Origin of the sequence: Pararobbsia alpina (genome assembly GCF_902859895.1) — a bacterium.
Taxonomy (GTDB): Bacteria; Pseudomonadota; Gammaproteobacteria; order Burkholderiales; family Burkholderiaceae; genus Pararobbsia; species Pararobbsia alpina.
The window spans coordinates 199,750-225,836 of record NZ_CADIKM010000006.1; the positions used below are offsets into that span (position 1 = coordinate 199,750).

Annotated in this window: 19 protein-coding genes and 1 pseudogene; 3 read left to right on the forward strand and 17 right to left on the reverse strand. The window is 60.8% G+C overall.

Annotated features, from left to right (window positions below):
• Nucleotides 1-73: 73 nt before the first annotated feature.
• The 17 genes and pseudogenes from HV670_RS09575 to HV670_RS09655 all read right to left on the reverse strand — a co-directional run bounded on the left by HV670_RS09575 (nucleotide 74) and on the right by HV670_RS09655 (nucleotide 22,009).
• The gene (locus HV670_RS09575) at nucleotides 74-1,177 is read right to left on the reverse strand and encodes a fimbrial protein (RefSeq protein ID WP_175104529.1); all 1,104 of its coding nucleotides are present in this window, start codon (nucleotides 1,175-1,177) and stop codon (nucleotides 74-76) included.
• Entirely contained in the window at nucleotides 1,174-3,768 is a 2,595-nt protein-coding gene (locus HV670_RS09580) for a fimbria/pilus outer membrane usher protein (RefSeq protein WP_343054375.1), read from the reverse strand. Before HV670_RS09580 ends, HV670_RS09575 begins: the two co-directional genes overlap by 4 nt.
• 132 nt (nucleotides 3,769-3,900) lie before the next feature.
• Nucleotides 3,901-4,641 carry a fimbria/pilus periplasmic chaperone gene (locus HV670_RS09585; protein WP_175104531.1) on the reverse strand — a complete coding sequence of 247 codons (741 nt, stop codon included), beginning with the start codon at nucleotides 4,639-4,641 and terminating at the stop codon, nucleotides 3,901-3,903.
• 258 nt (nucleotides 4,642-4,899) lie between these two features.
• The gene (locus tag HV670_RS09590; RefSeq protein WP_175104532.1) at nucleotides 4,900-5,463 is read right to left on the reverse strand and encodes a fimbrial protein; all 564 of its coding nucleotides are present in this window, start codon (nucleotides 5,461-5,463) and stop codon (nucleotides 4,900-4,902) included.
• Between the two features lie 546 nt (nucleotides 5,464-6,009).
• Nucleotides 6,010-6,327: a GIY-YIG nuclease family protein gene (locus HV670_RS09595; protein WP_175104533.1), complete on the reverse strand. Its 318-nt coding sequence runs from the start codon at nucleotides 6,325-6,327 to the stop codon at nucleotides 6,010-6,012.
• A gap of 2 nt (nucleotides 6,328-6,329) precedes the next feature.
• On the reverse strand, nucleotides 6,330-9,332 hold the full coding sequence (locus tag HV670_RS09600; protein ID WP_175104534.1) for an EAL domain-containing protein: 3,003 nt from the start codon (nucleotides 9,330-9,332) through the stop codon (nucleotides 6,330-6,332).
• Nucleotides 9,333-9,489: 157 nt separating this feature from the next.
• Nucleotides 9,490-10,272, reverse strand: coding sequence for a hypothetical protein (locus tag HV670_RS09605; protein ID WP_175104535.1), 783 nt, complete (start codon nucleotides 10,270-10,272; stop codon nucleotides 9,490-9,492).
• Between the two features lie 185 nt (nucleotides 10,273-10,457).
• Complete coding sequence (locus HV670_RS09610; protein WP_175104536.1) at nucleotides 10,458-11,753, reverse strand: NAD(P)/FAD-dependent oxidoreductase; 1,296 nt, start codon at nucleotides 11,751-11,753, stop codon at nucleotides 10,458-10,460.
• Nucleotides 11,754-11,831: 78 nt separating this feature from the next.
• A complete protein-coding gene (locus HV670_RS09615) occupies nucleotides 11,832-13,394 on the reverse strand; it encodes a DUF3138 family protein (RefSeq protein ID WP_175104537.1) in 1,563 nt (520 codons plus the stop codon).
• Between the two features lie 68 nt (nucleotides 13,395-13,462).
• Entirely contained in the window at nucleotides 13,463-14,335 is an 873-nt protein-coding gene (locus tag HV670_RS09620) for an ABC transporter permease subunit (protein ID WP_175104538.1), read from the reverse strand.
• The gene (locus HV670_RS09625) at nucleotides 14,332-15,252 is read right to left on the reverse strand and encodes an ABC transporter permease subunit (RefSeq protein WP_246257183.1); all 921 of its coding nucleotides are present in this window, start codon (nucleotides 15,250-15,252) and stop codon (nucleotides 14,332-14,334) included. The genes HV670_RS09620 and HV670_RS09625 overlap by 4 nt, the downstream gene beginning before the upstream one ends.
• Nucleotides 15,249-16,334, reverse strand: a pseudogene (locus HV670_RS09630) (ABC transporter ATP-binding protein); the annotation flags it as partial. The pseudogene HV670_RS09630 and the gene HV670_RS09625, both read right to left, overlap by 4 nt.
• Before the next feature lie 331 nt (nucleotides 16,335-16,665).
• Entirely contained in the window at nucleotides 16,666-17,787 is a 1,122-nt protein-coding gene (locus tag HV670_RS09635) for a polyamine ABC transporter substrate-binding protein (RefSeq protein WP_175104541.1), read from the reverse strand.
• A gap of 133 nt (nucleotides 17,788-17,920) precedes the next feature.
• Nucleotides 17,921-19,402, reverse strand: a complete 1,482-nt coding sequence (locus HV670_RS09640) for an aspartate aminotransferase family protein (RefSeq protein ID WP_175104542.1) — start codon at nucleotides 19,400-19,402, stop codon at nucleotides 17,921-17,923.
• Nucleotides 19,403-19,419: 17 nt separating this feature from the next.
• Complete coding sequence (locus HV670_RS09645) at nucleotides 19,420-20,754, reverse strand: glutamine synthetase family protein (RefSeq protein ID WP_175104543.1); 1,335 nt, start codon at nucleotides 20,752-20,754, stop codon at nucleotides 19,420-19,422.
• Between the two features lie 52 nt (nucleotides 20,755-20,806).
• The gene (locus tag HV670_RS09650; RefSeq protein WP_175104544.1) at nucleotides 20,807-21,574 is read right to left on the reverse strand and encodes a gamma-glutamyl-gamma-aminobutyrate hydrolase family protein; all 768 of its coding nucleotides are present in this window, start codon (nucleotides 21,572-21,574) and stop codon (nucleotides 20,807-20,809) included.
• A 210-nt stretch (nucleotides 21,575-21,784) separates the two neighbouring features.
• The gene (locus HV670_RS09655) at nucleotides 21,785-22,009 is read right to left on the reverse strand and encodes a hypothetical protein (RefSeq protein WP_425511407.1); all 225 of its coding nucleotides are present in this window, start codon (nucleotides 22,007-22,009) and stop codon (nucleotides 21,785-21,787) included.
• A 384-nt stretch (nucleotides 22,010-22,393) separates the two neighbouring features.
• Between HV670_RS09655 and HV670_RS09660 the strand changes: the two genes are divergently transcribed.
• The 3 genes from HV670_RS09660 to HV670_RS09670 all read left to right on the forward strand — a co-directional run bounded on the left by HV670_RS09660 (nucleotide 22,394) and on the right by HV670_RS09670 (nucleotide 26,072).
• Nucleotides 22,394-22,945, forward strand: a complete 552-nt coding sequence (locus HV670_RS09660; protein ID WP_175104546.1) for a cupin domain-containing protein — start codon at nucleotides 22,394-22,396, stop codon at nucleotides 22,943-22,945.
• 36 nt (nucleotides 22,946-22,981) lie between these two features.
• Nucleotides 22,982-24,484 carry an aldehyde dehydrogenase gene (locus HV670_RS09665; protein WP_175104547.1) on the forward strand — a complete coding sequence of 501 codons (1,503 nt, stop codon included), beginning with the start codon at nucleotides 22,982-22,984 and terminating at the stop codon, nucleotides 24,482-24,484.
• Nucleotides 24,485-24,599: 115 nt separating this feature from the next.
• Nucleotides 24,600-26,072 carry an NAD-dependent succinate-semialdehyde dehydrogenase gene (locus HV670_RS09670; protein ID WP_175104548.1) on the forward strand — a complete coding sequence of 491 codons (1,473 nt, stop codon included), beginning with the start codon at nucleotides 24,600-24,602 and terminating at the stop codon, nucleotides 26,070-26,072.
• Nucleotides 26,073-26,087 lie beyond the last annotated feature (15 nt).

Sequence of the window (26,087 nt, forward strand, 5' to 3'; positions counted from 1 at the left end):
TCAAACAGCTCCAGGACAACGCGGCCGACGAATGCCTGAGCATGAGGAATGACGTGAATGGGCGCCTTCGTGTTCAGCGATAGGACAGAGTAAATGTCGCAAGGGCTTTCACGCTTCCCTCTCGCAGATTCGACGCCGTCCGGACGTACTGCGCTGTCAGCCAAATCGATCCGGTTCCCTTTAAATTGCTTTTCACCAGAACTTCATTTTGGGTCCCGACGACCGACGAATCAGGACCGAAAGACACACGCTTCCCCAAATATAGAACCTCGATACCCACACCGGAGGCCGTCGATCCCGGACTCAGGGTCAACGTGGAAGTGCGATTCCCGGGGTTAGTGACGTCCGAGATGACCATATACACGTCCAACACGGACCCACAGCTGATTTCAATAGTCTGCTTCGTTGCGCCCGCGACTGATCCCACGGCGGGCAAATCCCTGGGCGCAATTCGCGGAAGTTGAAACTCGACAGCGCTGGTCCTTACTCGGCACGTTTGGGCGCGTACCGAGATAGTAGGCATGTTTAACAGGGTCGGGGCGGAGACGTCATTTCCATCGGTGATCTCGAACAAACCGGCCTGGAAACCAGGCGTCTGCCCGGTGACCATCGGCTGTCCCGTCGCCACCAATTTGACGGAAAACGCGCTGTCGTAACTGGAACTGTAATCGGTAGTCAAATACGTATCTCGACGCCCGATCGGAGTCCAGGATCCATATCGGTCCTTCCCCTTCATGATGTATCCGATTCCCGGAGCCGGACTTTTAAAGACTTCGTATGTCGTGCCAGCATCGCTCACCGTACCTACGGAAGCATTGCTCGACCGGGCAATGCTGCCCGCTTTTGTGTTATCGCTGAAAACACAGTGGTCATGCGTTTGAACCTCCGACCTGTCCTGCCAGTTCGTCAGGGCTTGTCCGAAAGGAACATTCTGGGCCACGGTCAATTGCGCGGGAAGTGGAAACGTCACAACTGGCGTTACCACCGTACACGACACCGATGCATGAGCACTATAAGAAATGGTCCCTGAAAACAGGATGCCCAGGAAGGTTAGTGAATATTTGCTTCGCGCCATACTCCAGAATGCCTGGCAATATCGTCCACGCAAACCAGACCACGCATCAACGCAAGGCCGGCTTTCCGTTCCAATGTGATGCTCCATGCGTTGCGTGCTCAATTGCAGACTCCAGTACCTTGCCGTTCAGGACGAACCGCTATCGTGCAGCTTTCCCCCGCCCCACTGCCCCATTTCACGAGCAGCTCATCTGTCTCCTCGACGCCCCGGGCCAGCATTCTGCCGCCCTGCGAGACCTGCCCCACGCTGATGCCCTCACGGTTGGTCACCTCCGAACCAAATGCGAGCGGTGTCCCGTCAGGGTGAGTGACCGTCAAGACAACGGTCCGTCGGGTGTCCGTTTCGAACCGGGTCTTGACTACCGCACCCGCCAGCGGCGCAATGTCCTGCCCCGTCGTCTTGAGTTCGACGTCGAGAGGCAGTCCCTTCGGATCGATCTCAATCCGATTAAGCATGTACGGACTGAGCGATGCCACGATGCCATAGCCGAAACCGTTGATCCGGTTGCTCGACACACCGTTGATGTAGGCCCCCTTGGCACCCTTTGCTTCGACCAGTGCGTTCGTGTCGCCGAGCGGAGGCCCGAACGTCAACCCGTCGCCATGGAGAATCACGCCACCACTAGCGCTCAGCGAATACTGCTGGGTATGAGTGGCCGCCCCGACACTTGCTCCAAACGTGCCCACGGAAGAGGCATAGCTGCCGCTCGCGCTGCCACCCGCACCGCTATCGCTGTCCGAATGATCGTAGCTGCCCGACACGCTGTACGAGAAGTCATTGTGCGCACCCGCCGTTCCGGACAACGTCGTCTGCACCTGCGAGGCATGATCTGTATCCGAGTGCGACACGTTTGTCGTCAGCGAGGCTGTGCTCGATGCGCTGCCCAGCGGGACCGTGAAGCTGACAAAGACGCGGTTGTCCCACTCGCCGGTCGATACGACGCGCGTACGCGATATCGATGCGTTGTAAGACACCCTGCCGATATAATTCGTATAGCCGAACTGGAAGCTCGCGTCGGTATCGCCGTTATTCCAGTAATTCTGTGACTGCCCCGTCAGGTAAAGCGAGCCCCACTTCGGACCCATGTCCTGTGAAACACTCAGCTGAAGCCGGCCCTTCTCGCGATCGATGCTCCAATCCGGTCGCCCGTTTTCCAGGTAGTCGCGTGTCATCATCGCATCGGCCAGACTCAGGTAACCGCTCGTCGAATAGCGATAGGCCGCGACTGTCAAATTGGTGTCCGTCGCGGGAATCAACTTGGCAAAGCGGATCTGGTAGCTTTGCCCCGTCTGACGCGACTGACCGGGCAGTCCGGTCGAGGCCACCGTGACGTCGCCTGAAAGCGCACCGAACTGCGTATTCAGCGCGGTGCCGAGAGCGACCGAACCGTAGCGGTCGGCGAATTGAACGCCGCCATACAGCGTGACAATGTTGGTCAAGCCACGCTGATAGGTTGCCGCCAATACATTGCTCTTGAATTGCAGGCTCTGATCCCGATACTGGCCCGCGGTCACGCTGTAGCGGTAGATACCCGGCCGCAAGGCCTGGGGAACCGACGAGTACGGCACGGCGAAACTTCGCTTGGTCCCGTCCGACTCGGTCACCACCACGTCGAGATCGCCCCCGTAACCCGTGGCGTAGAGGTCGTTGATCTCGAAGGGACCCGGCGGCACGGTCGTCTCGTAGAGCAGATTGCCGTTCTGGTTTACTGTGACCTTCGCATTGCTCAATGCGATACCTCTCACCACCGGTGCAAATCCACGCTGCGCATCGGGCAACATCCGATCGTCGCTGGCGAGGCTGACCCCGCGAAAGCCGAATGAATCGAAGACCGTCCCGTCGCTATACCCATCACCGAGCTTGATCTCGCTCTTCCACGGCACGATGGCGTACTCCGCGTAGGTCGCGCTCGACTGATAGTGTGTTTGCTCGCCTACGCCCGAACTGAACGAGCCGTTGTGACGAAACCGCCAGCGGCCGATATTGACACCGGCGTTCAGGCCCAGATACAGATCCGTCGAACCATCGCCGCTGTAGGACGAGTGATAGGCGTTGGCGTTGTAGTTCAACAGTCCGGCCGTCACCCCCTGATCCCACAACGAGGGATCGACGTAGCCTCGCGCGGTTCGCCTCATGAACACCTGCGGGATGGTGACGCTCATTTGCTGATCGGATGAATCGAAATCGACCGAAGCCTCAGGTATCAGTTCCGTCAACCATTTGCACGTGTTGGGCGAATCGATATCGGCAATCTGGTTCACCGTGAGCTTCGAGAAATCGACACCCATCTGCTGCAGGAGCGCACGATCGAAACACGGTTTAGCGTGCAGCGGGTCTTTCGTCGCGGTGAAGCCCACTTCAACCTTACCCACCGGATTGTCGTTGACGCTCAACCTGACCGTATATTTCCCGGGATAGACAGGATTGCCTCTCGCAAACTGCGACACATCGATGGGTTTGCCACTGGCGGTCCTGGCCAAAAACGCGCTATTGAACTCGATCTCTGCCGGAGATTCGTCAGTCGAATTGACAGATGGATCCGCGTCTTGCCCAAAAGCATAGGATTCGAAGCGAAGCATCAGGAGCGTCGTCACCATCGCTCGTGCTATAGGACGCAAACGAAGGGAACGCAGACGTGGCAGCCGAACACGCGATGATTGTGTCACCCCGTGCGGTAGGTATGGATAGTGCATAGACCTGACAATCTCTCGGCGGCGATGCCTGCCGGCCCCGTCCGCACTGTTATGTCCAACTTATGTTCAAGTTGATTACGGAAGCTTCCGCTTGCGCCTCTCGGCTAAATCGGAAACCCGTCCGACTTGAAACTATTTTTGAAGGGTGACTTGACCCGTGGTCACACCGCCGTGGTCATTGACAAAGCGATATTCAAGCGTTGTCCACGAGGCGGGACTGTTCGCCCCTTTGGGTTTGAAAGTCGTCATGCCACGGGGATTGATCATGCCGCCGGCCGCGTCGGTGGCAATTGCGCCCGCCGATTTGAGATCCACATTCAGAAAGGTCACGTGATACGGCGTCGGATTCGACGCAATGACTTCCCAGGTATCGTCATGCCGCTCGACTTTCCATGTGACCTTTGCCGCGGCCTCATCCGCCTCCCCCTCGAGACCCGGAGGACGCAAAAACAATTTGATTCGCGTACGAAATGCAAATTGCAATAATTGTCCGGCCTCTTGCTCCGCATTTGGCTTAGGGGGAACTTCAAGGAGATTGAAGTAATAGATCGACTCGACATCCTGCGGCACCGGTTCACCGGTATGAATCAGCCTGATGGATTGCCCCTTGCCCGGGTCAATTCTACTGATCGGTGGCGACACGAGAAACGGTGCTTTTGCGGTATTGGGATCCGCCTTGATATCTCCATCATCCAGCCAGATCTGCACCAGAGCGGATTGCTTTCCATCATTAGACAAACGCACGGTCTGCTCTTTTTCCGCCAACGTATAGATAACTCGTGTGCCGGAAATCACGACACTGGCAGTAGACGAGAAACTCGTGGCACTGAGAGCAAAGGCGATCAACGCCGAGCCAATTTTGTTTGATTGCATGATTCACCGAACGTCGCCTTGCAGGCCGAACAGCAGTGGATTGCGGGCTCAAGCATGGCAGCCGGCGCGTGCTTCGACGGGCGTAATCGCCCGCCGAACCGCCGTCTGCGGCAATGAGTCGCAACCCACGTCTAGGTAAAAGAAACGTGCTGGCATCCACTCGGATACCGAACGTCGCCGCCCCCTGGGGGGGGGGCGCGACGCATTGGCAGAGCGAATCACCGATCAGTTCTCCACTCACATCAGCAAATTAATGACTTACGGTAAAATCACTGAATAGGTCACTTGCGAAGCCACATCACCCGACGTTGTTTTACCCGTTGCATAATAACGAGCGAAATATTTGAGAGTCGCAGTTCCAGTCGTCCCACTCGTAGTCAGTGCAGTACTCGCGGAGTTTTGCGACCCAATCGGCTTGCCCACCAAGATCTGCGAAAGATCGCTCGCATTCAGCAACTCAATCTGCACATTGGTCGCACCACCTGATTTGGTATTTTTGAGTCGACCGGAAGCCATATCGACTGCGCTACCCGCCTGGAAGTCCGTCTTGACATTTCCCGACGTGTCGCTACAACCGGTCAATTTGATTTCAAATGCGGTCATACCGGCTGTGTTTCCCACTGCGCTCAGCGTCTGGGCGGTGACTGTGGGAAGAGGAACAGAAAATGAGCCGCTTGTTCCAGTCGAGATCGTGCATGTCGACGCATCAATCGAACCGGTAAACGAAATCGTCCCATCGGATGCCACTGCGTGGCCGGACAAGATAACGAGTGCAGCTCCGAGAGCACGAGCCGAAATGGAGTGATAATAATTCTTTTTCATATACCAATATTTTAAATTGAAAAATGTCTAACCGAATCCGCGCACCTGACAAACGCGCAATACCTTGATTTTTCAACCGCTGACCGACCCGCGTTAGCGGACGAAGATCGATATCGCCGAAGTCAATGACTCGATCTCAATCGATTTATCGTCGATATCGTTTTCACCGTGTCGAATAATCAGAAGAGATTAGACGCCCCTCCGATCCGACATTGAATTCGGAAATGGGAATAATTGATTAAGAAAAGTCTTATGCGAGTAGGCCAAGCGCCAGGGCGCCCGCAGGGTGAACGGCAATGGGCAAATCGTGCTGAGTGCTGCGGATGAACTAAACCACGAAGGATCCAACTTCTACACCGCATCGCCCGTATCCAGTCGCTTCAAGACAGGGAAATCAAGGCAATGGAATAGTGAGACGCTTGATCTTGAAAGCGATCACGCTTAACGCGGATCAATTCGACGCGGGCAGGTCCAGTTATCACAAAACACGCCTGAGCGCCCGCTGATCCGGTCCACTTTCATACGCGGTAGCCTGAGCCGCCCTTCCTATGAGTCTTCCTCGGTCCCTTCGAGAACCGATTCCAAAAGACCAGCGGGCGCCGCTACCTGCGGCACCGGCAGCAACCCCGCGGCTAAGGCCCGCTTCGCCGAGGGTGACATCTTTTTGACCGCATGTTCGGCCTTGGAGGCGGCCGAGCGATCGGCCATCTCGAAGCTTGCCAGCAGCCTGCGTGGCGCATGGGAGCGCGTATAGCGCGCGCCAGTCCCGTTGAGATGCTGTTGATAGCGCGCGTCGACATCCACCGCGATTCCGGTGTAGATGCTGTTATCGGCGCACTCGATCAGATAGAGGTACCAAGCCATGGTTAGTGAAGATCCGACCCGGTCCTTTGAAACTCGCTGCCGAATCCCCCGAAGTCTTCGTCCAGCGCCCCGCGCCGCCTCGCGTTGCCGCCGACGAACGCGCGCACCTGGGCGTCCTCGATGAATGCCGCCGCGTTGTGCGCGCCGAGAATCCGCTCGCCGGGCATCGGCTTGGCGATCACATAACCCTGCACATAGTCGACCCCAAGCTCGGCGAGCGCAGCCAGCGTGTTGTAGTCCTCGACCCACTCGGCAATACTGCGCATGCCGAGATTGCGGGCAAGCGCGACGATGGCCTCGACGATCGCGACGTTCGCCGGATGACTGGCCATGCTCTTGATGAACGCGCCGTCGATCTTCAGCGCATCGGCCGACAGTTCCTTGAGGTAGTTGAACGAGGTATACCCCGCACCGAAATCGTCGAGGGCGATCTTCCCGCCGAGCTCATGAACCCGGGCGATAAAGCGGCGCGTGTTGTCCAGATCGTGTAGCGCGACACCTTCCGTGATCTCGAAGCACAGCATTTCGACCAGCGGCCCGAACCGTGCGAGCACGGCGAACACATCTTCGATGAACTGTTCGTCGTTGAGCGAACCACCGCTGAGATTCACGCAGACAAAGCGGGTTTGCGGGAGTTCGGCACGGTGACGCTGGAGCCATTCGAGCGTGGTCGTCACGACCCAGCGGTCGATCGCGGCGATGTTCCCGCTGCGCTCCGCAGCCTGGATGATCTTCGGGGCTGGAATCAGCGTGCCGTCCGGGCCGCGCATGCGCAACAGCACCTCGAAGTCGAGCGACTGCCCGGGCGCGCTGAGCGACATGATCGGCTGCATGAACAGCGTGAGGCCGAGCGGTTCGAGATCGCCGCCAAGGGTTTCGATCAGCTTGAGCTCTTCGGCGCGCTCGCGGAACACAGACGCATCGCGCCCGTAGATGACCATGCGGTCCTGCCGCCCCGCTTTCGCTTCACGGCAGGCTCGATCGGCCGCCGAGACGGCATCGTGGGTGCGTATTCCCGCGGTGACCTCGACCAGTCCGATCGATGCCTCGATCTTGAACGCGCGGTTGCCGACCTGATACGGCGCGCCCCGGATCGCATCGATGATCGCATGGCACAGTCCGGTCGCGAGCTCGATCGAGGTATCGGGAAACACGATGATGAATTCATCGCCGCCGACCCGGCCGACCTTCTCGCTCGAGGACACCACCGCCTGAATGCGCTGCGTTACCTGCTTGAGGACCTCGTCGCCCGCGCGATGCCCGAACAGGTCGTTGACCAGCTTGAAGCGGTCGAGGTCGACATAGGCCAGCGACAGCAGACGCCCGGGCACGTCGCCGAGCGCATGGCGGTTCAACGCCTTCTCGACGCCGCGGCGATTCAGCGATCCGGTCAGCGGATCGTGCTCCGACATGAAACGCAGCTGTTCGAGCGCATGCGAGCGCTCGGTGATGTCCTGGAGCGAACCTTCGATCAGTTCGTTCGAGCGGATCGCCTTGACGAGATAGTACCGAGCCTCGTTCACGGTGCCGCCCTCACCCGGCACGCCGCGAATCTCGACCTCGGCATCGCGCCGCTCGGCGGCGACCGCCTCGAGCTTGGCCCACGCGCCGAACTCGAAGAAATCCTGCCAGCGCCGGTGCGCATGGCCGACACCCTGCAAATCGAGCATCGTGCGCAGGGCCGGATTCGCGCGCACAAAACTGCCATCGGACCGCAAGGTGAACAGGCCGATCGGCGTCACATCGTAGGTATTGCGCAATTCGACTTGCGCCTGCCGCCGGTGCGCGCGTTCGAAGCGAATCTGCTCGGCAATGGCTAGTGCCGCCATCATGCTCGACATCAGGGCGGCCGTGACGGCGTTCACGCCATCGGCGAGCGCCTTGATGCCGAATGCCGCACCGATGACTTCGGAAAGCATCGCGAACAGCACGACACCGAGCGAGGCGCTGTACCACATCGCGACACGCGAGTGCGTCCTCATCAGGATCACGGCGAGCAGGAAGATCAGCATGCTCAGGCCGAAGCTGCCGATGCCCCAGAGCACCGGAATGAAGTGGCGATACGGCAGCACGAACGCAAGGACCAGCATGACGAGGCCCAGATACTGGCCCGTGCGCAACAGCCACCAGTAGCCGACCTGCTTGAGTTCGCGCCGGAACAACTGCCGGAACAGCGCTGCCGTCACGGGGTAGTAGCAGCCGAATGTGACCTTGCGGACCAGCGGCATCCACTCGTAGGGAATGGTCCGGTCGAGCCATTGGGTATCCCACCCCATCGTATTCGCGCAGAGCCGCAGGTTGCCGACGAGCCAGACCGCGAACATCACATAGCTCCATTCGCGGTTGATCAACGCGGTAATCAAGACGAACACGGCGAGCGTGAGCAGTCCGCCCTCGAGCATCCCCGCGCTCGCATGAAAGTCGGCGCTCGAGGTGTGCAGGTCCGCGGCACGCCAGGCATCGATGCTCAGGCGCGCGGGACCCGAGAATGTCGCGCGACACAGGAGCTCGACCGGCACCAGCGTGCGGCCGAGATTCACCGCGAAGCCGGCCTTGACGAGCCTCATGTCGCCGCGGCTACCTTCCGCGTGGCTGGCCTCGCCAAGACTGTGGAGATCGCTCGCGCGCCAGCATGCAACACGTTCGGCATGACGCGACGGCAGTTCGACCTCGGTCGCGTCATTGGCGGCCAGACTCGGCGCAGTCGTCCTGAACCAGACGGGCGCCTCCGACAGGTGAGTGCTGTATTGGACAAGCTGCGGCGTACCGTTCAGACGTATCAGTGCGGCAGCGGGATCGAGCGAGGCGTCCCGATCGGAGATGGCCTGGAAATGCAGCGGATGCCGTTTGGCGACGGTGAACTGATTGGGAAAGATCAGCAGCGTCACCACGGACACCATGGCGACGACGACCGGAACGAGATAGACCGAGAAGCGAAACAGCCACCGGTCGATGGGCGAACGGAAGCGCTTGACCGGTTTTGACCTGTTATGAATGGCGGCCACGTTTGTCTTCCTTTCAAGCCTGCGCGATTCCCACGCGCTCCCCGCACAACACAACGCGCGTCGCCAACGCCGGCCCTACCTGACTATCGAGGAAACCGTACCCTGCCCGACGCGCGGCGCGGCCAGCACAAGCGTGCTGACCGCGCCCCCCTTCACATCACATGCCGTACTGCTGTTCAGCGAATCCTACAGGGTCTTCAACAAAAGATAAATCCAAGTCAAGCCGCCCGATGTCAGGATGAGACGTCTGGAATACCAGCGTGAACAGAGGATGTCCGATCGCCTGCCAGCGTGACTCCGCCTCGGCGACCCGTCCCGCGAGTATCCGGTGCGGCAGGTTGCCGACATGCTGCATCGGGATGTAGCCCAGGTCCGGGAACACATCCTCGAAGAGCATCGTCTCGTACTCGCGGTCGATTGGCGCGCGTGCGGTGATCACCATGTATTCGATGTCCCGCTGCTGGCAGTAAAGGAACAAGGCCTTGAACAACATGGTCTTGACCACCCGGCCGATCTGGCCACCCGCGACACCGAGCCGGGTTGCCTCGGCCAGACGACGGCCCTTAAGCCAGGGTGGCAATTTGACCGACTGCTCGAGCGCAAGTGGCGCCAACCGGTTGGTCTGGATCCGCATGGTGCCGAGCGGCGCCCCGTCGAGTTTCGACTCGGCCAGCAAGATGGCTGTGCCGGCCTCGCGGTCGGCGAGATCGGGCTCGCACATACGCGTCGCAAGCTCGGGCAAATGCCGCGCATAGGCCGAGCGCCGAACCTCGACGGCCTTGAGCAAGGCAGGCTCGTCGGCCACCACGCGAATCGTAAACGGCAGGCGCTGAGTCGTCCGTGCATACGGAACCGTCGAATGCGCCACGCTTGTATCCGCGGGCATTCCGTCGCTACTGTCGGAGGAAGCACCGTTGTTTTTCTTGAAGTGCTGCTTCATGTCTAACCCCTGTAGTGAAAGTAAGAAAATTGCGTCCGCCACGGATGGCGTCGGCAACCTCAGACTCTCACGTAAGACAATTCGACAGGCAGCCCGAAAGCACTGAATAGAAGGGGTTTTTGCTAAAAAACCACCGCGGGATGGCTTTAGAAGACTTGAGGCCTTGCGCCTGTGGTACCTCGCGACTATAGCCAGTCGCGCAAGCGGAACCAGGCCATGGCGAGCACCAGCGCCGGCATGCGCAGCATGGCGCCGCCAGGGAAATCGCGGTGCTCGAGCTTCGCGAAGATGTCGAAGCGGCTCGCCTGCCCGGCGATCGCTTCGGCGATCAGTTGGCCAGCAAGGCCGGTCGTGTTGACGCCGTGCCCTGAAAATCCCTGAGCGAAGTAGACGGTCGGTGCCAGACGCCCGAAATGTGGCGCGCGGTTCATCGTGATGTCACAGAAGCCGCCCCATGCATAGTCGATCTTCACGTCATCGAGCTGGGGGAAGGTCTTGAGCATGTCGCGCCGCATCGCCTGTGCGAGGTTCGGCGGCTGCATCGTCGAATAGCTGACCTTGCCGCCCCAGAGCAGCCGCCGGTCGGGCGACATGCGAAAGTAATCGAGGACAAAACGACTGTCGCAGATGGCCGCGTCAGCCGGCATCAGCGCATTGCCGCGCGTCTCGCCGAGCGGTTCGGTCGCGATCACATAGGTGCCGACCGGCATGATCTTGCGCGCTGTCGCGGGCGCGAGCTTGCCAAGATAGGCATTGCAGGCGAGCACCACGAACTTCGCCGAGACCTGTCCATGAGCTGTCGAGGCCCGATGCTTGCCCGCTGCGGGCTGCTCGAGGCGGGTGACGAAACTGTTTTCAAAAATACGCACACCCGCATCGCGTGCGGCGCGCGCAAGACCTAGCGTGTAGTTGAGTGGGTGCAAATGACCGCTGTCGGGGTCATGGAGACCGCCGATATAGCGATCCGACTGGACATAGCGCCCCATCTCCGCCTTCGGCACCCACGTAAGGCGATCGTAACCAAATCGCCTGGCCGCCGCGTCCCGGCCCGCAAGCAGCTCGCCTTCGTCGCGCGGCTTGTTGCCCGCATGCAGATAGCCGAAGCTCAGGTCACAGTCGATCGCATGCTTCTCGACACGGTGCCGGATGATCTCGATGGTCTCCTGCCCCATCCGCCAGACTTGCTGGATCTCGGACTCGGACAGTTTCCCGCTGAAGGTATCGATCCCGCATGCATAGCCGGCGATCATCTGGCCGCCATTGCGCCCACTCGCGCCCCAACCGACCTTCGAGGCTTCGAGCACGACGACCGACAGGCCCCGCTCGGCAAGGTTCAGCGCCGCGGAGATGCCCGTCAGGCCCGCGCCGATCACACAGACATCGGCCTCGAGCGCACCCTCGAGTGCGGCATAGGGAGGGTGTTCGTGCGCGGTCGCGGCGTACCACGACGGTTCATGCGGCTGGTTTGCGATATTGAACATGGGACAAGGCAAGAGAACGGCCGCCGTGGCCGGACTGCCGATCGCGGGCAGTCCGGCCGGCAGCGGCAGCGGGCTTCGTCAGAACGAGTAGATCAGCTGCGTGCCCAACAGGTCGTTGCTCTTCGAGTACGAACCGTCGGCGCGGAGGAACACATTCTGGCTGGCCCAGTCGTGGCGGTATTCCATCTTGACCGTGATCTGGTTGGTCGGATAGAACAGCAGGTCGAACGCGACATCCTGGCGGTTGGCGCCACTGCAATCGCTGCCATTGCCGCCGTTGGCAACCGAATTGGCCAGGCACTCGCGCGAGATGCCAAAGCCGTTGTACGGATCGCCCCCCAGGCCGTCCAGCGCAATCCCCCCTCCGCCGCCACCGTTCTTGTGGTCGCCGAGATAGTCATAACGCGCCGTCCATCCCATGCGGCCCAGCGTCGGCACGGTGAAGCCCTTGTGCGCCTGCAGCGACAGGCCATACCACTGTGCCTGACCGCCGTTGAACGCGGCATGCTCCTGCTGACCGTAGTCGAGTTCGGCATTGAGCAACCAATCGGCGGTCGTGTATGTCATGTCCACTTCGCCGAACACGAAGGTGCCTGCCGAACTGGTGCCAAGCCCACCTGGACCATAGAACACCGGAATCGGATTGCCCGCGTCGTCGGTCGCCGGTGTCGCGCCCAGAGTTTGACGACCGATATTGAATGAGCCACCGATATCGAGCCGGCTGTTGGCCGTGTAGTCGACGCGGCCAGTGAGAGTCGGAATCTTGTTGCTCGTCGTTATCGGATCGCCGAACTGATTGACGCCGGTCTGGGTAATCGAACCATACGTACGGTACTGCTCGTTGCCCACGAAGAACTTCCACGCCCAGTCACCCTTGGTGTAGTTCGCACCCGCGCCGATATAGCTGCCCGGATCGGAGAAGTCATACAGCAGGTTGTGGGTCAGCGTGTTCATCAGGTTCGACTGCTGAACCTCGTAGCCGCCGAAGCTCGGGATCAAGCCGAACACCGCCGTCCATTCGGCCGTCACCGGCACATTGATGACCGCCGTGTTCAGGATGTTGTTGCCGATATCGCCATGCTCGTTGGTCAGCAGCGTAATGCCGTTGCCGCGATTTGGCATCAACGTGATTTCAGCCGATGGCGCCATCGGGCCGACACCGAAGGTCTTCTTGATGTCGAGATAGAGATCCCCGAACGTGCTGTTGTAGTACTGGTAAGCCGAGTCATGGTTCGCGAAGAGGAAGCTCGAAGAGCTTTGCGCACGGTTATAGATATACGTCGGATCGAGATACCCCGTCACAGACAGGCCCGCGAGCGGCCCGGTCTGTGCGGCGTCGTTGAGCGTATCGACCTTCAGCTGCTGGTTCGCGACCTGTTCCTTCATCTGGTCCACCTGGGCGTTCGTCAGGTTTGCAGGTGCGTTGTCGTATTCGGGCGTGCCGGGCTGCGCGGTGACCGCCGCCGTGGCGGCAGGCGCTGTGACCGGCGCCGCTGCCTGTGCGTGCTCGAGCGCATCGACTTTCTTTTGCAAGACAGCCAGCTGCGCCTTGAGCTCCTTGATCTCGCTGCTCGTCGAATCCGCCATCGCGAGTCCCGGCACGGTCGCCGCGACCAGCAGGCAGATAAGCTTCTTCTTCATGACCATTCTCCGTAGTGAGTCTTGCGTCGCAAACTATTAGAAAGTTTCTTTTATTACGTTGCAGAACTTCAGGTCGACGTCACGCCGACTGGCGCCGCGACCGGCACCGGTGCAAACGCCAGCTGCATGTCGCGAGCACGTTTGCGTTCCTTCGACACGAGCACCTGATTCACGACGATCACCCCGACCGTCACGATGCTGATGAACAGCGTGGCCAATGCATTCATTTCAGGGTTCAGCCCGAGGCGGACCCGCGAGAACACCACCAGGGGCAGCGTGGTCGAACCCGGGCCGGACAGGAAGGCCGACAGCACAAGGTCGTCGATCGACAAGGTGAACGACAGCAACCAGCCCGACAGGATCGCCTGCGAGATCAGCGGAATCGTGATCACGAAGAAGACCTTGAGCGGTGTTGCGCCGAGATCGAGCGCGGCCTCCTCGATCGAGCGGTTCATCTCCTTGAGCCGCGACTGGACGATGATCGCGACATAAGAAATGCACAGCATGACGTGGCCGATCCAGATCGTGAGCATGCCGCGGCCCTTGGGCCAACCGAGCAGCTGCTGCATCGCGACGAACAGCAGGAGCAGCGAGATGCCCTGGATGACTTCGGGGATCACGAGTGGCGCGTTGATCATGCCTGTGAACAGCGTGAAGCCCTTGAAGCGGCCGAAACGCGCCATTACGAAGCCGGCCCAGGTGCCGATGACGACCGACGCGGTGGCCGTCATCAGGGCGATCTTCAGGCTGAGCCACGCGGCCTGCAGCAGTTCGGTATCGTCGAGTAGCGCCGCATACCAGCGTGTCGAGAAACCGCTCCAGACCGTCACGAGCTTTGACTCGTTGAACGAGAAGATGACGAGACTCAGAATCGGCCCATAGAGAAACACAAAGCCGATGGTCAGCACGGTGACCGACAGGGCCTTATTGGGCTTGATCATGACTTGCCCTCCATTTCACGAACCTGGTAGTACTGGAACACGGCCATCGGCACGAGCAGCAACATCACCATCGCGACCGTGACCGCCGAGGCCATCGGCCAGTCGACGTCATTGAAGAACTCGTCCCACATGACGCGGCCGATCATCAGTGTGTCGGCACCGCCGAGCAGTTCCGGAATCACGTACTCACCGACCGCCGGGATGAACACCAGAAGACAGCCCGCGATGATCCCGTTCTTCGAGAGCGGCAGCGTAATCCGGAAGAACACCGTCCACGGCTTGGCCCCGAGGTCATAGGCCGCCTCGAGCAGCGTGAGATCCATCTTGACCAGGTGCGCATAGAGCGGCATCACGAGGAACGGCAGGTACGAATAGACCATGCCGATATAGACGCCCGCATCGCTGTGATAGAGACGCAGCGGCGTATGAAGCATGCCGATACCGATCAGGAAGTGATTGAGCAGGCCATCGTCCTTGAGAATGCCGATCCACGCGTACACGCGGATCAGGAACGAGGTCCAGAACGGCAGCATGACCGCCATCATCAGCAGATTGCGCGTGGCCGGATTCGATCGCGCGATGTAGTACGCCATCGGATAGCCGATCAGGAGGCAGAACACCGTCGAAATCGCGGCCATCTTCAGCGAACTCAGATAGGTCGCCACATAGAGGCTGTCCTGCAGCAGGAACAGATAGTGACCGAGCTGGAACGCGAAATTGACGACACCGTCCTTGATCTGGACCAGGTCGGTATAAGGCGGCACCGACAGTTGGGCATCCGCGAAGCTGATCTTGAGCACGAGCACGAAGGGCACGGCGAAGAACAGCACCAGCCAGAGAAACGGCGCGGCGATCACGAGTGTGCGTCCCGAGGGGGCGAACCGCCGCAAGGGGTTGAACATGCGTGGGGTATTCATTGCGTGAGCACCGTGCCGGAGGAAGCCGACCATGAGACGTAGACCTCGTCGCCGAAAGCCGGGGCGCCCTCACGCATCAGACGCGAACTCGAGAGATTCGCCACCACGATCTTGCCGCTTGGAAGCTTCACGTGATAGAGCGTATAGCTGCCCATGTAGGCGATATTGCTGACCTCGCCTCGCGCGTAGTTGTCGATCGCTTCTTCTGGCTTCGCCGTCGTCACGAGCACGCGTTCGGGCCGGATCGAGATCGACACGGGCATGCCGAGCGGACCGGTGATGCCGTGGCTGATGTGCATGCGGACCGCAAGATCCGGCGATTCGACATAGATATGGTCGGGCTCGTCCTCGACGACTTGGCCGTCGAACAGATTGGTCGAGCCGATGAACTGCGCCGAGAAGCGCGTGTTCGGATATTCGTAGACCTCGCTCGGCGTGCCGACCTGGACGATCTTGCCTTCGCTCATGACGGCGAGGCGGCTTGCCATCGTCATCGCCTCTTCCTGGTCGTGGGTCACCATCACACAGGTCACGTCGACCTTGTCGATGATGCTCACGAGTTCAAGCTGCGTCTTGTGGCGAATCTGCTTGTCGAGCGCCGACATCGGCTCGTCGAGTAACAGCAACTTGGGCCGCTTGACCAGACTGCGCGCGAGCGCAACGCGCTGCTGCTGTCCCCCCGAGAGCTGGTGCGGCTTGCGCTGCGCATAGCGGCCCATCTGCACGAGCTCGAGCGCATCCTTGACGCGCTCGCGGATCTCGGCCTTCGGGGTGCCTTCCTGTTTGAGCCCGAATGCGATATTGCCCTCGACCGTCATATGCGGGAACAGAGCATAGGACTGGAACATCATGTTGACCGGACGCTTGTACGGCGGCAGCGCCGCGAGGTCTTCGCCATCCACGAAGACGCGGCCCGAAGTCGCGGATTCGAAACCCGCGAGAATCCGCAGCAGCGTCGATTTGCCGCAACCCGAGCTGCCGAGCAGCGCGAACAGCTCATTCTTCTGGATCGACAGGGTGACATTGTCGACCGCGACGCTGTCGCCGAACTTCTTGACGACGTTGTCGATCCGGATGAAGTCGGGCGTTGCGCGCCGCGCATCGGCACGTGCGCCGGTCTTCAATATGCCCGCGGGCAGGGAGAAGTTCATCAGACAACCCTTTTTAAAAATTTAGCGTGCAAAGCCCCATTGCGTGCACCGGAGGGCGCCGCAATTCCTGCGGGTTTCACCGGCTTGATGGCCAGCCGGTGAAACCGACATGCGTGATCGTAAAACCGGGCCCTGCACGAAATGTCGCTGGGCGCCCCTGCGCATCGCTCACGTGCCGCTATGTGTTCTCATGTGCTACGTACATGCTCTCGCACCCAGCGGCCTCTTAGCGCTCAGACACTCGGGACAATAGCCCGTGTGCTCAGCGGCCCGTCTTCAGTTCGGCCCACAGACGGTTTTCGAGACGAAGGATGTCCGAAGGCACGGGCTTCATGACGGTCAGCTTGTTCATGACTTCGGGCGGCGGGAACACATTGGTGTCGTTGGCCGTGACAGGATCGATGAACTGCTTCGACGCCGCATTCGCGGTCGGATAGAACACCTCGTTGGTGATACCCGCGCTGACCTTCGGCTGCTCGATATAGTTGATCCACTTCAACGCGGCTTCAGGATGCGGCGCGTCCTTCGGGATCACCATGACGTCGAGCCACAGCAGGCCGCCGTCCTTCGGATTTGAGAATTTGATCTCGTACGAACGCTTGGCTTCGCTCGCACGGCGGCGCGCAATGCCCACGTCGCCCGAATAGCCGAACGCGACACAGATGTCGTTGTTCGCGAGATCGTTGATGTAGCCCGAGGAGTTGAACTGCGTGATGTAGGGGCGGACTTTCTTGAGCACTTCGAGCGCGGCCATGTAGTCGGCCGGATTGGTGCTGTTCGGGTCCTTGTGCAGATACTGGAGCACGGCCGGGAACAGGTCGGACGCCGAATCGAGGAACGACACGCCACAACCCTTGAGCTTCGAGAGGTTCGCCGGGTCGAATAGCAGCGCCCAGCTGTCGACCGGCGCATTGTCGCCGAACGCCTTCTTGACGGCCTCGACGTTATAGCCGATACCGTCGGTGCCCCACGCCCAGGGCACGCCGTACTGGTTGCCCGGGTCGGCCTGCGCGACGAGCTTCATCAGCGTCGGATCGAGGTTGCTCAGGTTCGGCAGTTTCGACTTGTCGAGCTTTTGGTAGATGCCGGCCTGGATCTGCTTGGCCATGTAGGTCGAGGTCGGCACGACGATGTCGTAGCCCGAACTACCGGCCAGCATCTTTGCCTGCAGCGTATCGTCGCTGTCGTAGTTGTCGTACTTGACCTGGATCCCGGTTTCCTTCTCGAAATTCGGAATGGTGTCCTTGCCGATATAGTCCGACCAGTTGTACACATTCAGGGTGGTATCGGCGGCATGCGCCGCCGGTGCGATCATCGAACCGGTCAACGACATCGCGATCCATGCCGTCGCGAACAGGGTCCTGCGAAGATGACAAGCGCTCATGATGAGAAGTTTTCCCCTAGCGGTTGAAGAGCCGTTCTGCGCTTGATTTTTTTAGGGCGACAGGGGCGGCCGAAGGTGATTCAAAAATCTGCTGCTCAATGAAAAATACGCCGACAAAACATTCGTGTCTCGCTCAAGTTCCGATCCGTTGCGCGGTGAGATCAATCGCGCGCCGGGCCTTGCCAACGAGCTCGTCGACTTCTTCGTGCGTGATGACAAACGGCGGCGAGAGCAGCATCCGGTCGCCGGTCGCGCGCATGACGAGATCGTTTTCAAAACAGAAGTCGCGGCAGATCGTGCCGACCTCACCGCCGTTGGCGAAGCGCTGGCGCCCGAGCCCCTGGGCATCGCCCTTGTACTGCGCGAGTTGAATGCCCGCGACGAGGCCCGTGCCGGCGATATCGCCGACCAGTGGACTGTCGGCAAGCGCCGCGCGCAAGGTCTTCTGGAAATACGGGCCGATGTCTGTCTTCACGCGTTCGACGATGCCGCCTTCGCGCAACAGCCGCAGGTTCGCGACCGCAACAGCCGCCGCAACCGGATGCCCCGAATACGTGAGGCCGTGATTGAACTCCCCGTTCTCGATGATCGCCGCGGCAACGTGATCCTGGAGTCCGACCGCGCCCATCGGTACATACCCGGAGGTCAGGCCCTTGGCCATCGTCAGCAGGTCCGGCTGGAAACCGAAGTATTCATGCGAGAACCATTCGCCGGTCCGGCCGAAGCCGCCGATCACCTCGTCCGCGCAGAGCAGGATGTCGTACTTGCGGCAGATGCGCTCGATTTCCGGCCAGTAGGTCGAGGCCGGGAAAATCACCCCACCCGCTCCCTGAAACGGCTCGCCGATAAAGGCGGCGACATTTTCGGCGCCGAGTTCGAGAATCTTCGCTTCGAGTTGCCGCGCGCAGTTCAGGCTGAACGCCTCCGGCGACAGATCGCCACCGTTGCCGTACCAGTACGGCTGGTCGATATGCACGATGTGTTCGACCTTCGAGGGCATCTGCTCATGCATATAGCCCATGCCGCCGAGCGAGGCCCCGGCGATCGTTGAACCGTGATAGCCATTGGTCCGCGAGATCACATATTTCTTCGAGGGCTGGCCCTTGACGAGCCAGTACTGATAGACGATGCGCAGCACCGTATCGTTGCCTTCGGAGCCCGAATTGCAATAGAAGAAATGATTGAAGCCCGGCGGCGTGACTTCGGCGAGCAGCGCCGAGAGTTCGATGACCGGCGGATGGGTTGTCTTGAAGAATGTGTTATAGAACGGCAATTCGAGCATCTGGCGATAGGCGGCTTCCGCGAGCTCCTTGCGTGCATGGCCGACGTTCACGCACCAGAGGCCGGCCATGCCATCGATGATCTTGTGGCCTTCGGAATCCCACAGATAGACGCCTTCGGCACGCGTGATCACACGGCTGCCCGTACGGTTGAGCGTGCCCATGTCCGAGAACGGGTGAAGATGGTGCGCCGCGTCGAGCACGCGGTATTCGGCGGTGCTGCGCGCCACGCGCGGCGCGGCTGCGGTCACGGGCGCCTGGCCGGGTGCCGGCGACGGGCTTGCGACGCCCGCGGCGGGCGCGACGATCGGAGCGGGGTCATTGCGAAACGTCATGGTGGTCTCCGTACGGTTCAGACGTGCAGCAACAAGTGCTTGCGTTCCCACGAACTGATGACGCGGAAGAACGCTTCGTATTCGGTTTCCTTGAGCGCCAGGAAAGCCTTGACGAACTTCTCGCCGAGAGCCCGGGCGATCGGTTCGCACGAGGCCATCTTCTGAATCCCCTCTTCGAGATTGCGCGGCAACTGATACGGCAGGCCATATCCGTCGCTCGCGAGTGGCTCGGAAGGCTTGAGCTGTTGCGTCATACCCAGGTAGCCCGCGGCCAGCGTCGAGGCGATGGCGAGATACGGGTTCGTATCGACGCCCGGAATCCGGTTTTCGATGCGGCGCGCATTCGGCGTCGAATACGGCACGCGGAAACCGACCGTGCGGTTGTCGTAGCCCCACTGCACATTGATCGGCGCCGCCATGAAACGTGACAGCCGCCGATACGAATTGATATAAGGCGCGAAGATCGGCATCAGGTTCGGCACATATTCCTGCTGGCCGGCGAGGTAGCCATAAAAGAACGGGGTCGGCTGCCCGTTGTCGTCGGTGAACAACGGCCTGCCGGTCTCGAGATCGATCACGCTCTGATGGATGTGCATCGCCGAACCCGGTTCGTTCTCCATGGGCTTGGCCATGAAGGTCGCATACATATTGTGACGCAGGGCCGCTTCGCGAACGGTGCGCTTGAACAGGAACACGCGGTCGGCGAGGTCGAGCGGATCGCCGTGCAGGAAGTTGATTTCCATCTGCGCGGCGCCCACTTCGTGAATCAGCGTGTCGACTTCAAGGTCCTGCAGTTCGCAATACTCATAGATATCCTCGAAGAGCGGGTCGAATTCGTTGACCGCCTCGATCGAATAGCTCTGCCCGCCCGTTTCGGCACGGCCCGTACGGCCGACCGGCGGCGTCAGCGGCAGATCGGGGTCCTTGTTCATGTCGACCAGATAGAACTCGAGTTCCGGCGCGACCACGGGCTTCCAGCCTTTTGCCTTGTAGAGGTCGAGCACCTTACGCAGCACGTAGCGCGGCGAGATCTCGACCGGCGTGCCGTCGAAGTGCACGCAATCGTGGATGACCTGCGCGGTCGGGTCGACGGCCCATGGAATGAGCCGCATGGTCGACGAATCGGGCACGCAAATCATGTCGGGATCGGTCACGCCGGTTAGCGTGCCGTCTTCGGGATAATCGCCGGTGACGGTCTGGACCATCACGGCGAGCGGCAGACGCATGTTCTCGCCCGTTTCGAACTTGCTGCGCGGAATGATCTTGCCGCGCGCGACGCCAGCCATATCGGGGATCACGGCTTCGACTTCGGTGATCCGGTGTTTTTTCAGAAACTCATCAATGCTTTGCATGATCGTTCTCGCTGAGTCGGGACGCGGTGCGCCGGCGTGCAACGGGTGACGCTCACCCGTGTGATGTCGGACGTACCGCGCTCCGCTTTCGACAGGCTTCGCCAAAGGCGGCGAACATCGCGCTAGACACCGTGTCTTGCGCATATCTCCACTCCGGGTGCCATTGCACGGCAAACGCGAAGGTCGGCGCATCCGTCACGCTGAACGCCTCGATCAGCCCGTCGGCCGCGATTGCCTCGACCGTGAGGCCGTTGCCGAGCCGCTCTACGCCCTGGCCGTGCAGTGAATTCACCTGAATCTGGAGCGCGCCGCTGATTTGGTGCAGGATCCCGCCCGGGACGACCTGAACCGGATGCGACGGCGCGTATTGCCTGTCGAGTGGATCGTTCGGGTTCTCGCGGTGGTCGTGCAGACCGTCGACCGCGTGAACCTGTTGGTGCAGGCTGCCCGAGCGCACCACATTCATTTCCTGAAAGCCACGGCAGATCGCCAGCACGGGCACGCCGGCCGCGATCGCCGCATCGATCAGCGGTAGCGCGGTTGCGTCGCGGTGCGGATCGTGCAGCGTGCCGGGCATGCTCGGCGTGCCGCCATAGCGATGCGGCTCGACATTTGAGTAGCTGCCCGGGAAGACCAGCCCATCGACCAGCCCGAGCGTGCGCTCGATCGACTGCGGCGTGTCGAGCACCGGCAGCAGCACGGCAAAAGCATCCGCGCCGCCGACCACGGCGGCGATGTACTTCTCGCCGACGGCATGCGAGGCGTGATGCCCGATCACTTTGCGGTCGGCGCAAATGCCGACGATGGGTTGACGTGCCATGACCTTGGACAACCTGCTCTAAAAAGCTTCAGAAAGACGAAAAGACGGTGCAGCAATGCAGCGTGCTTTTTTGTCGCGATCGTGCGCCATGAACGCGCACGTCGTGCGGCCGGCCGCGCGCGGCACCCACGGAAAACCTCCAGTGGGCGCTGTGTCGACGAGTGGGAGTCGTCGCCGCCCGGCCTGACAGCGGGGCAAGCGAGAAGAAAACTACGGCAGCAGAGAAGCGACTTCGTCGCAATGCACGGCGATGAACGCGCGAGCATGAATCGAATTGTGACGGCGCACCGAACGACGCGACAGAATCGCGAAGATCGAAGCAAACCGGCACATGGCCGATACGTAGTGCGTGCCGGTCAGGAACTCGGCATTGTCAATGGTGGAGCGCGATGCGGACCGCAGGTGTCCGCCAAACGTCTGGCGCTCCCACCTCAGCAAAGGACCTCGGACTCTCACGATGCACTCTTTAGGAATGTCTTTCGTTAAGTATATTCAACGCACAGGGCAATCACGGCTGCCGGCGGGTATCGCAAGTGTTTAAGATTACGCTACGCTTACGTCGAAGTCGTCATGCAGCGACACGCGAGGAACTCTTCTTGCTGCACCGACGACACAAGCATAGTCGAGCCAAAATTCGGGTGGTAGCCATTATTACCCTTATATGAATAGGGATTACCCTAAGACCATGGAGCGATCGCCTCTGCTTAGAATAAACGTACTTGCATGCGTGATTTGCCGGCGCGTGCTTATTTTTTTCAACACCCAGAGCGGCGCTTCGCGGTCGTTCGATATGCTCGACAGGCACTGCCGGGAGCCAGGATGTCCGTGGAAGTCGCCGCGCGGTTGCAATATATCCGCAAGAAGAACGGTCTATCGCAGCGCGAACTTGCCAAGCGCGCCGGGGTCACCAATGGGACGATCTCGCTGATCGAGCAAAACCGGGTGAGCCCCTCAGTCGGCTCGCTCAAGAAACTGCTCGAATGCATCCCGATGAGTCTTGCCGAGTTCTTCACCTTCGAACTCGACGAGAACAAATGTGTCGTGTTCAGTGGCGACACACTCCCCAATCTGGGTAATGAGACGATCCAGCTCCTGCTCGTCGGCTCGGGCACCAAGGACCGCAATATGTGCATCATGCGCGAGGTCTATGAGCCGCGTGCCGATACCGGCCCCGAAGCGCTCGAGCACGCCGGCCAGGAAGGGGGTGTGGTCGTGCGCGGCGAGATCGAACTGACCGTCGACGGGCAGAGTTGGATACTGCGGCCCGGCGATGCCTATTACTTCGAAAGCAAGCTCGCGCACCGCTTTCGCAATCTGAGCGAGTCGGAGCCCTGCGAGATCGTTTCAGCGAACTCGCCCCCGACTTTCTGAGCGCTGCCGACACCCTACTCGACCCCTGGAGGTCCAATGGATACGAAGACCGTCAAAGACGTGCAGTACTGGAAAACCTTCGCAGGTTCGCTGAAAATCGATGCGCGCGCGCTGATCGACGGTCAGTCCGTCGACGCGGCCGATGGCAAGACCTTCGACTGCGTGAGCCCGATCGACGGCAAGGTGCTCGCGCAAGTCGCGGACTGCGGCGAGGCGGATATCGACCGTGCGGTGAGCGCCGCGCGGCGCAGTTTCGAGCAGGGTGTCTGGGCCGGCCTCAATCCGCGCAAGCGCAAGGCGGCGATGCTGCGCTGGGCCGCCCTGCTGCGCGATCATGCCGATGAACTCTCGGTGCTCGAAACGCTTGATGCCGGCAAGCCGATCGGCGATACGACGAGTGTCGATATTCCGGGCGCAATCTATTGCATCGAGTGGTTCGCCGAGGCGATCGACAAGGTCGGGGGCGAAGTCGCACCCGTCGACCATCATCTGGTCGGCCTCGTGACTCGCGAGCCGATCGGGGTGGTCGCGGCGGTCGTGCCCTGGAATTTCCCTCTGCTGATGGCCTCGTGGAAATTCGCGCCCGCGCTCGCGGCCGGCAACAGCGTCGTGCTCAAGCCCTCCGAGAAATCGCCGCTCACGGCGATCCGTGTCGCGCAGCTTGCGCTCGAGGCCGGCATGCCGGCCGGCGTGTTCAACGTCGTGCCCGGCTTCGGCGCAACCGGCAAACTGCTCGCGCTGCATATGGACGTGGACTGCCTTGCGTTCACGGGCTCGACCGCGGTCGGCAAGCAGATCATGCAATGCGCGGGGCAATCCAATCTCAAGCGCGTGTGGCTCGAGCTCGGCGGCAAGTCGCCGAACATCGTACTGCCCGACTGTCCCGATCTCGATCGCGCCGCGTCGTCCGCTGCGAGTGCGATTTTCTACAATATGGGTGAAATGTGCACGGCCGGCTCCCGCCTGCTCGTGCATCGCGACATCAAGGACGTGTTCATCGAGAAGCTACTGGCCGCGGCCGCAAGCTATCGGCCCGGTGACCCGCTCGATCCGTCGACCTCGATGGGCGCGATCGTCGACACGATCCAGCTCGAGCGCGTGCTGTCGTATATCGAATCCGGCCGTCAGCAAGCGACCCTGCTGTGCGGCGGCTCGCGGGCGCTGGAGGACAGCGGCGGCTACTACATCGAGCCGACGGTTTTCGACGTCACGGACCCCGCGGCACGGATCGCCCGCGAGGAAATCTTCGGACCCGTGCTCTCGGTGCTGACCTTCGACTCGGTCGACGAAGCGATCCGCATCGCGAACGACAGTGAATATGGGCTTGCCGCCGCGGTCTGGACCTCGAACCTGACGACCGCGCATGAAGTCTCGCGCCGGCTGCGCGCGGGGACCGTCTGGGTCAATTGCTATGACGAAGGCGGCGACATGAACTTCCCGTTCGGCGGTTACAAGCAATCGGGCAACGGCCGCGACAAGTCGCTGCATGCGCTCGAGAAATACACCGAACTCAAATCAACCTTGCTGCGTCTGCGCTAAGTGCCCGTGGGCGGAGATGCGCCACGCGGCGCAACGCCTTTCCCGGCTTGTGCCCTATCGCATCGTCTCACGCGGCATCGTCATGCCGCCGCACCGGAACTGAATGGAAACCATCATGCACCGTGATCATGCTTTCTTGTCTCTGAAGGACCCCGACCTGTTTCGCGTCCAGGCTTATGTGGACGGCCAGTGGATCGACGCCGATGACAAAGCCTCGTTCGAGGTCAACGATCCCGCGCGCCGCGTACTGCTTGCCAGCGTGCCGAAGCTCGGTGCCACCGAGACGCGCCGCGCGATCGACGCCGCCGCGAAGGCCGGTCCCGCCTGGCGCGCCCTGCCCGCCGCAAGACGCTCGGCGATTCTGCGAAAATGGCGCGACCTCATGCTCGAAAATGCCGACGATCTTGCGCGGATCATGACGGCCGAACAGGGCAAGCCGCTCGCCGAGGCCAAGGGCGAAATCGCCTATGCGGCGTCGTTTCTCGAATGGTTCGGCGAGGAAGCCAAACGCATCTATGGCGATACGATTCCTTCGCCGACCGTCGACAAGCGGCTGATCGTCACTCGCGAGCCGATCGGCGTCTGTGCCGCGATCACGCCTTGGAACTTCCCTGCCGCGATGATCACCCGCAAGGTCGCGCCCGCGCTCGCGGCCGGGTGCACGATCGTCGTCAAGCCCGCCGAGGCGACGCCGCTGTCCGCGTTCGCCCTTGCGGTGCTGGCCGAGCGCGCCGGCGTACCGGCCGGCGTGCTGAACATTGTCACGGGCAATCCGAAGACGATCGGCGCCGAAATGACCTCGAATCCGATCGTCAAGAAACTGTCGTTCACGGGCTCGACGCCGGTCGGCCGCCTGCTGATGGAACAGTGCGCGCCGACGCTCAAGAAGCTCTCGCTCGAACTCGGCGGCAATGCGCCGTTTCTCGTGTTCGACGATGCCGACCTCGACGCGGCCGTCGAAGGGGCGGTCGCATCCAAGTATCGCAACGCGGGCCAGACCTGCGTCTGCACCAATCGCTTTTATGTGCACGATGCCGTGTACGACGCGTTTGCGGCCAAGCTCGCGGCAGCGGTATCGAAGCTTTCGATCGGCAATGGCTTTGAAACAGGGGTCACGATCGGACCGCTGATCAATGATGCGGCGATCGACAAAGTCGAGCGCCATGTAAGCGATGCGCTCGAGCACGGCGCCAAAGTCGTCACGGGCGGCAAGCTTCATGCGCTTGGCGGCACCTTCTACGAACCGACTGTCATCACAGGTGTGACGCAATCGATGAAGTTCGCGACTGAAGAAACGTTTGGCCCGGTTTCGCCGCTGTTCCGCTTCAGCACGGACGCCGAGGCCGTCGAGATGGCCAACGCAACCGAATTCGGCCTGGCCGCCTACTTCTACAGCCGCGATATCGGACGCGTCATGCGCGTAGCTGAAGCGCTCGAATACGGCATGGTCGGCATCAATACCGGTCTGATCTCGAATGAAGTCGCGCCGTTCGGCGGCGTCAAGCAATCGGGCATGGGTCGTGAAGGGTCGAAGTACGGGATCGAGGACTATCTGGCGATCAAGTACTGGTGCATCGGCGGCGTGTAAAGCCAGCGCATCCGA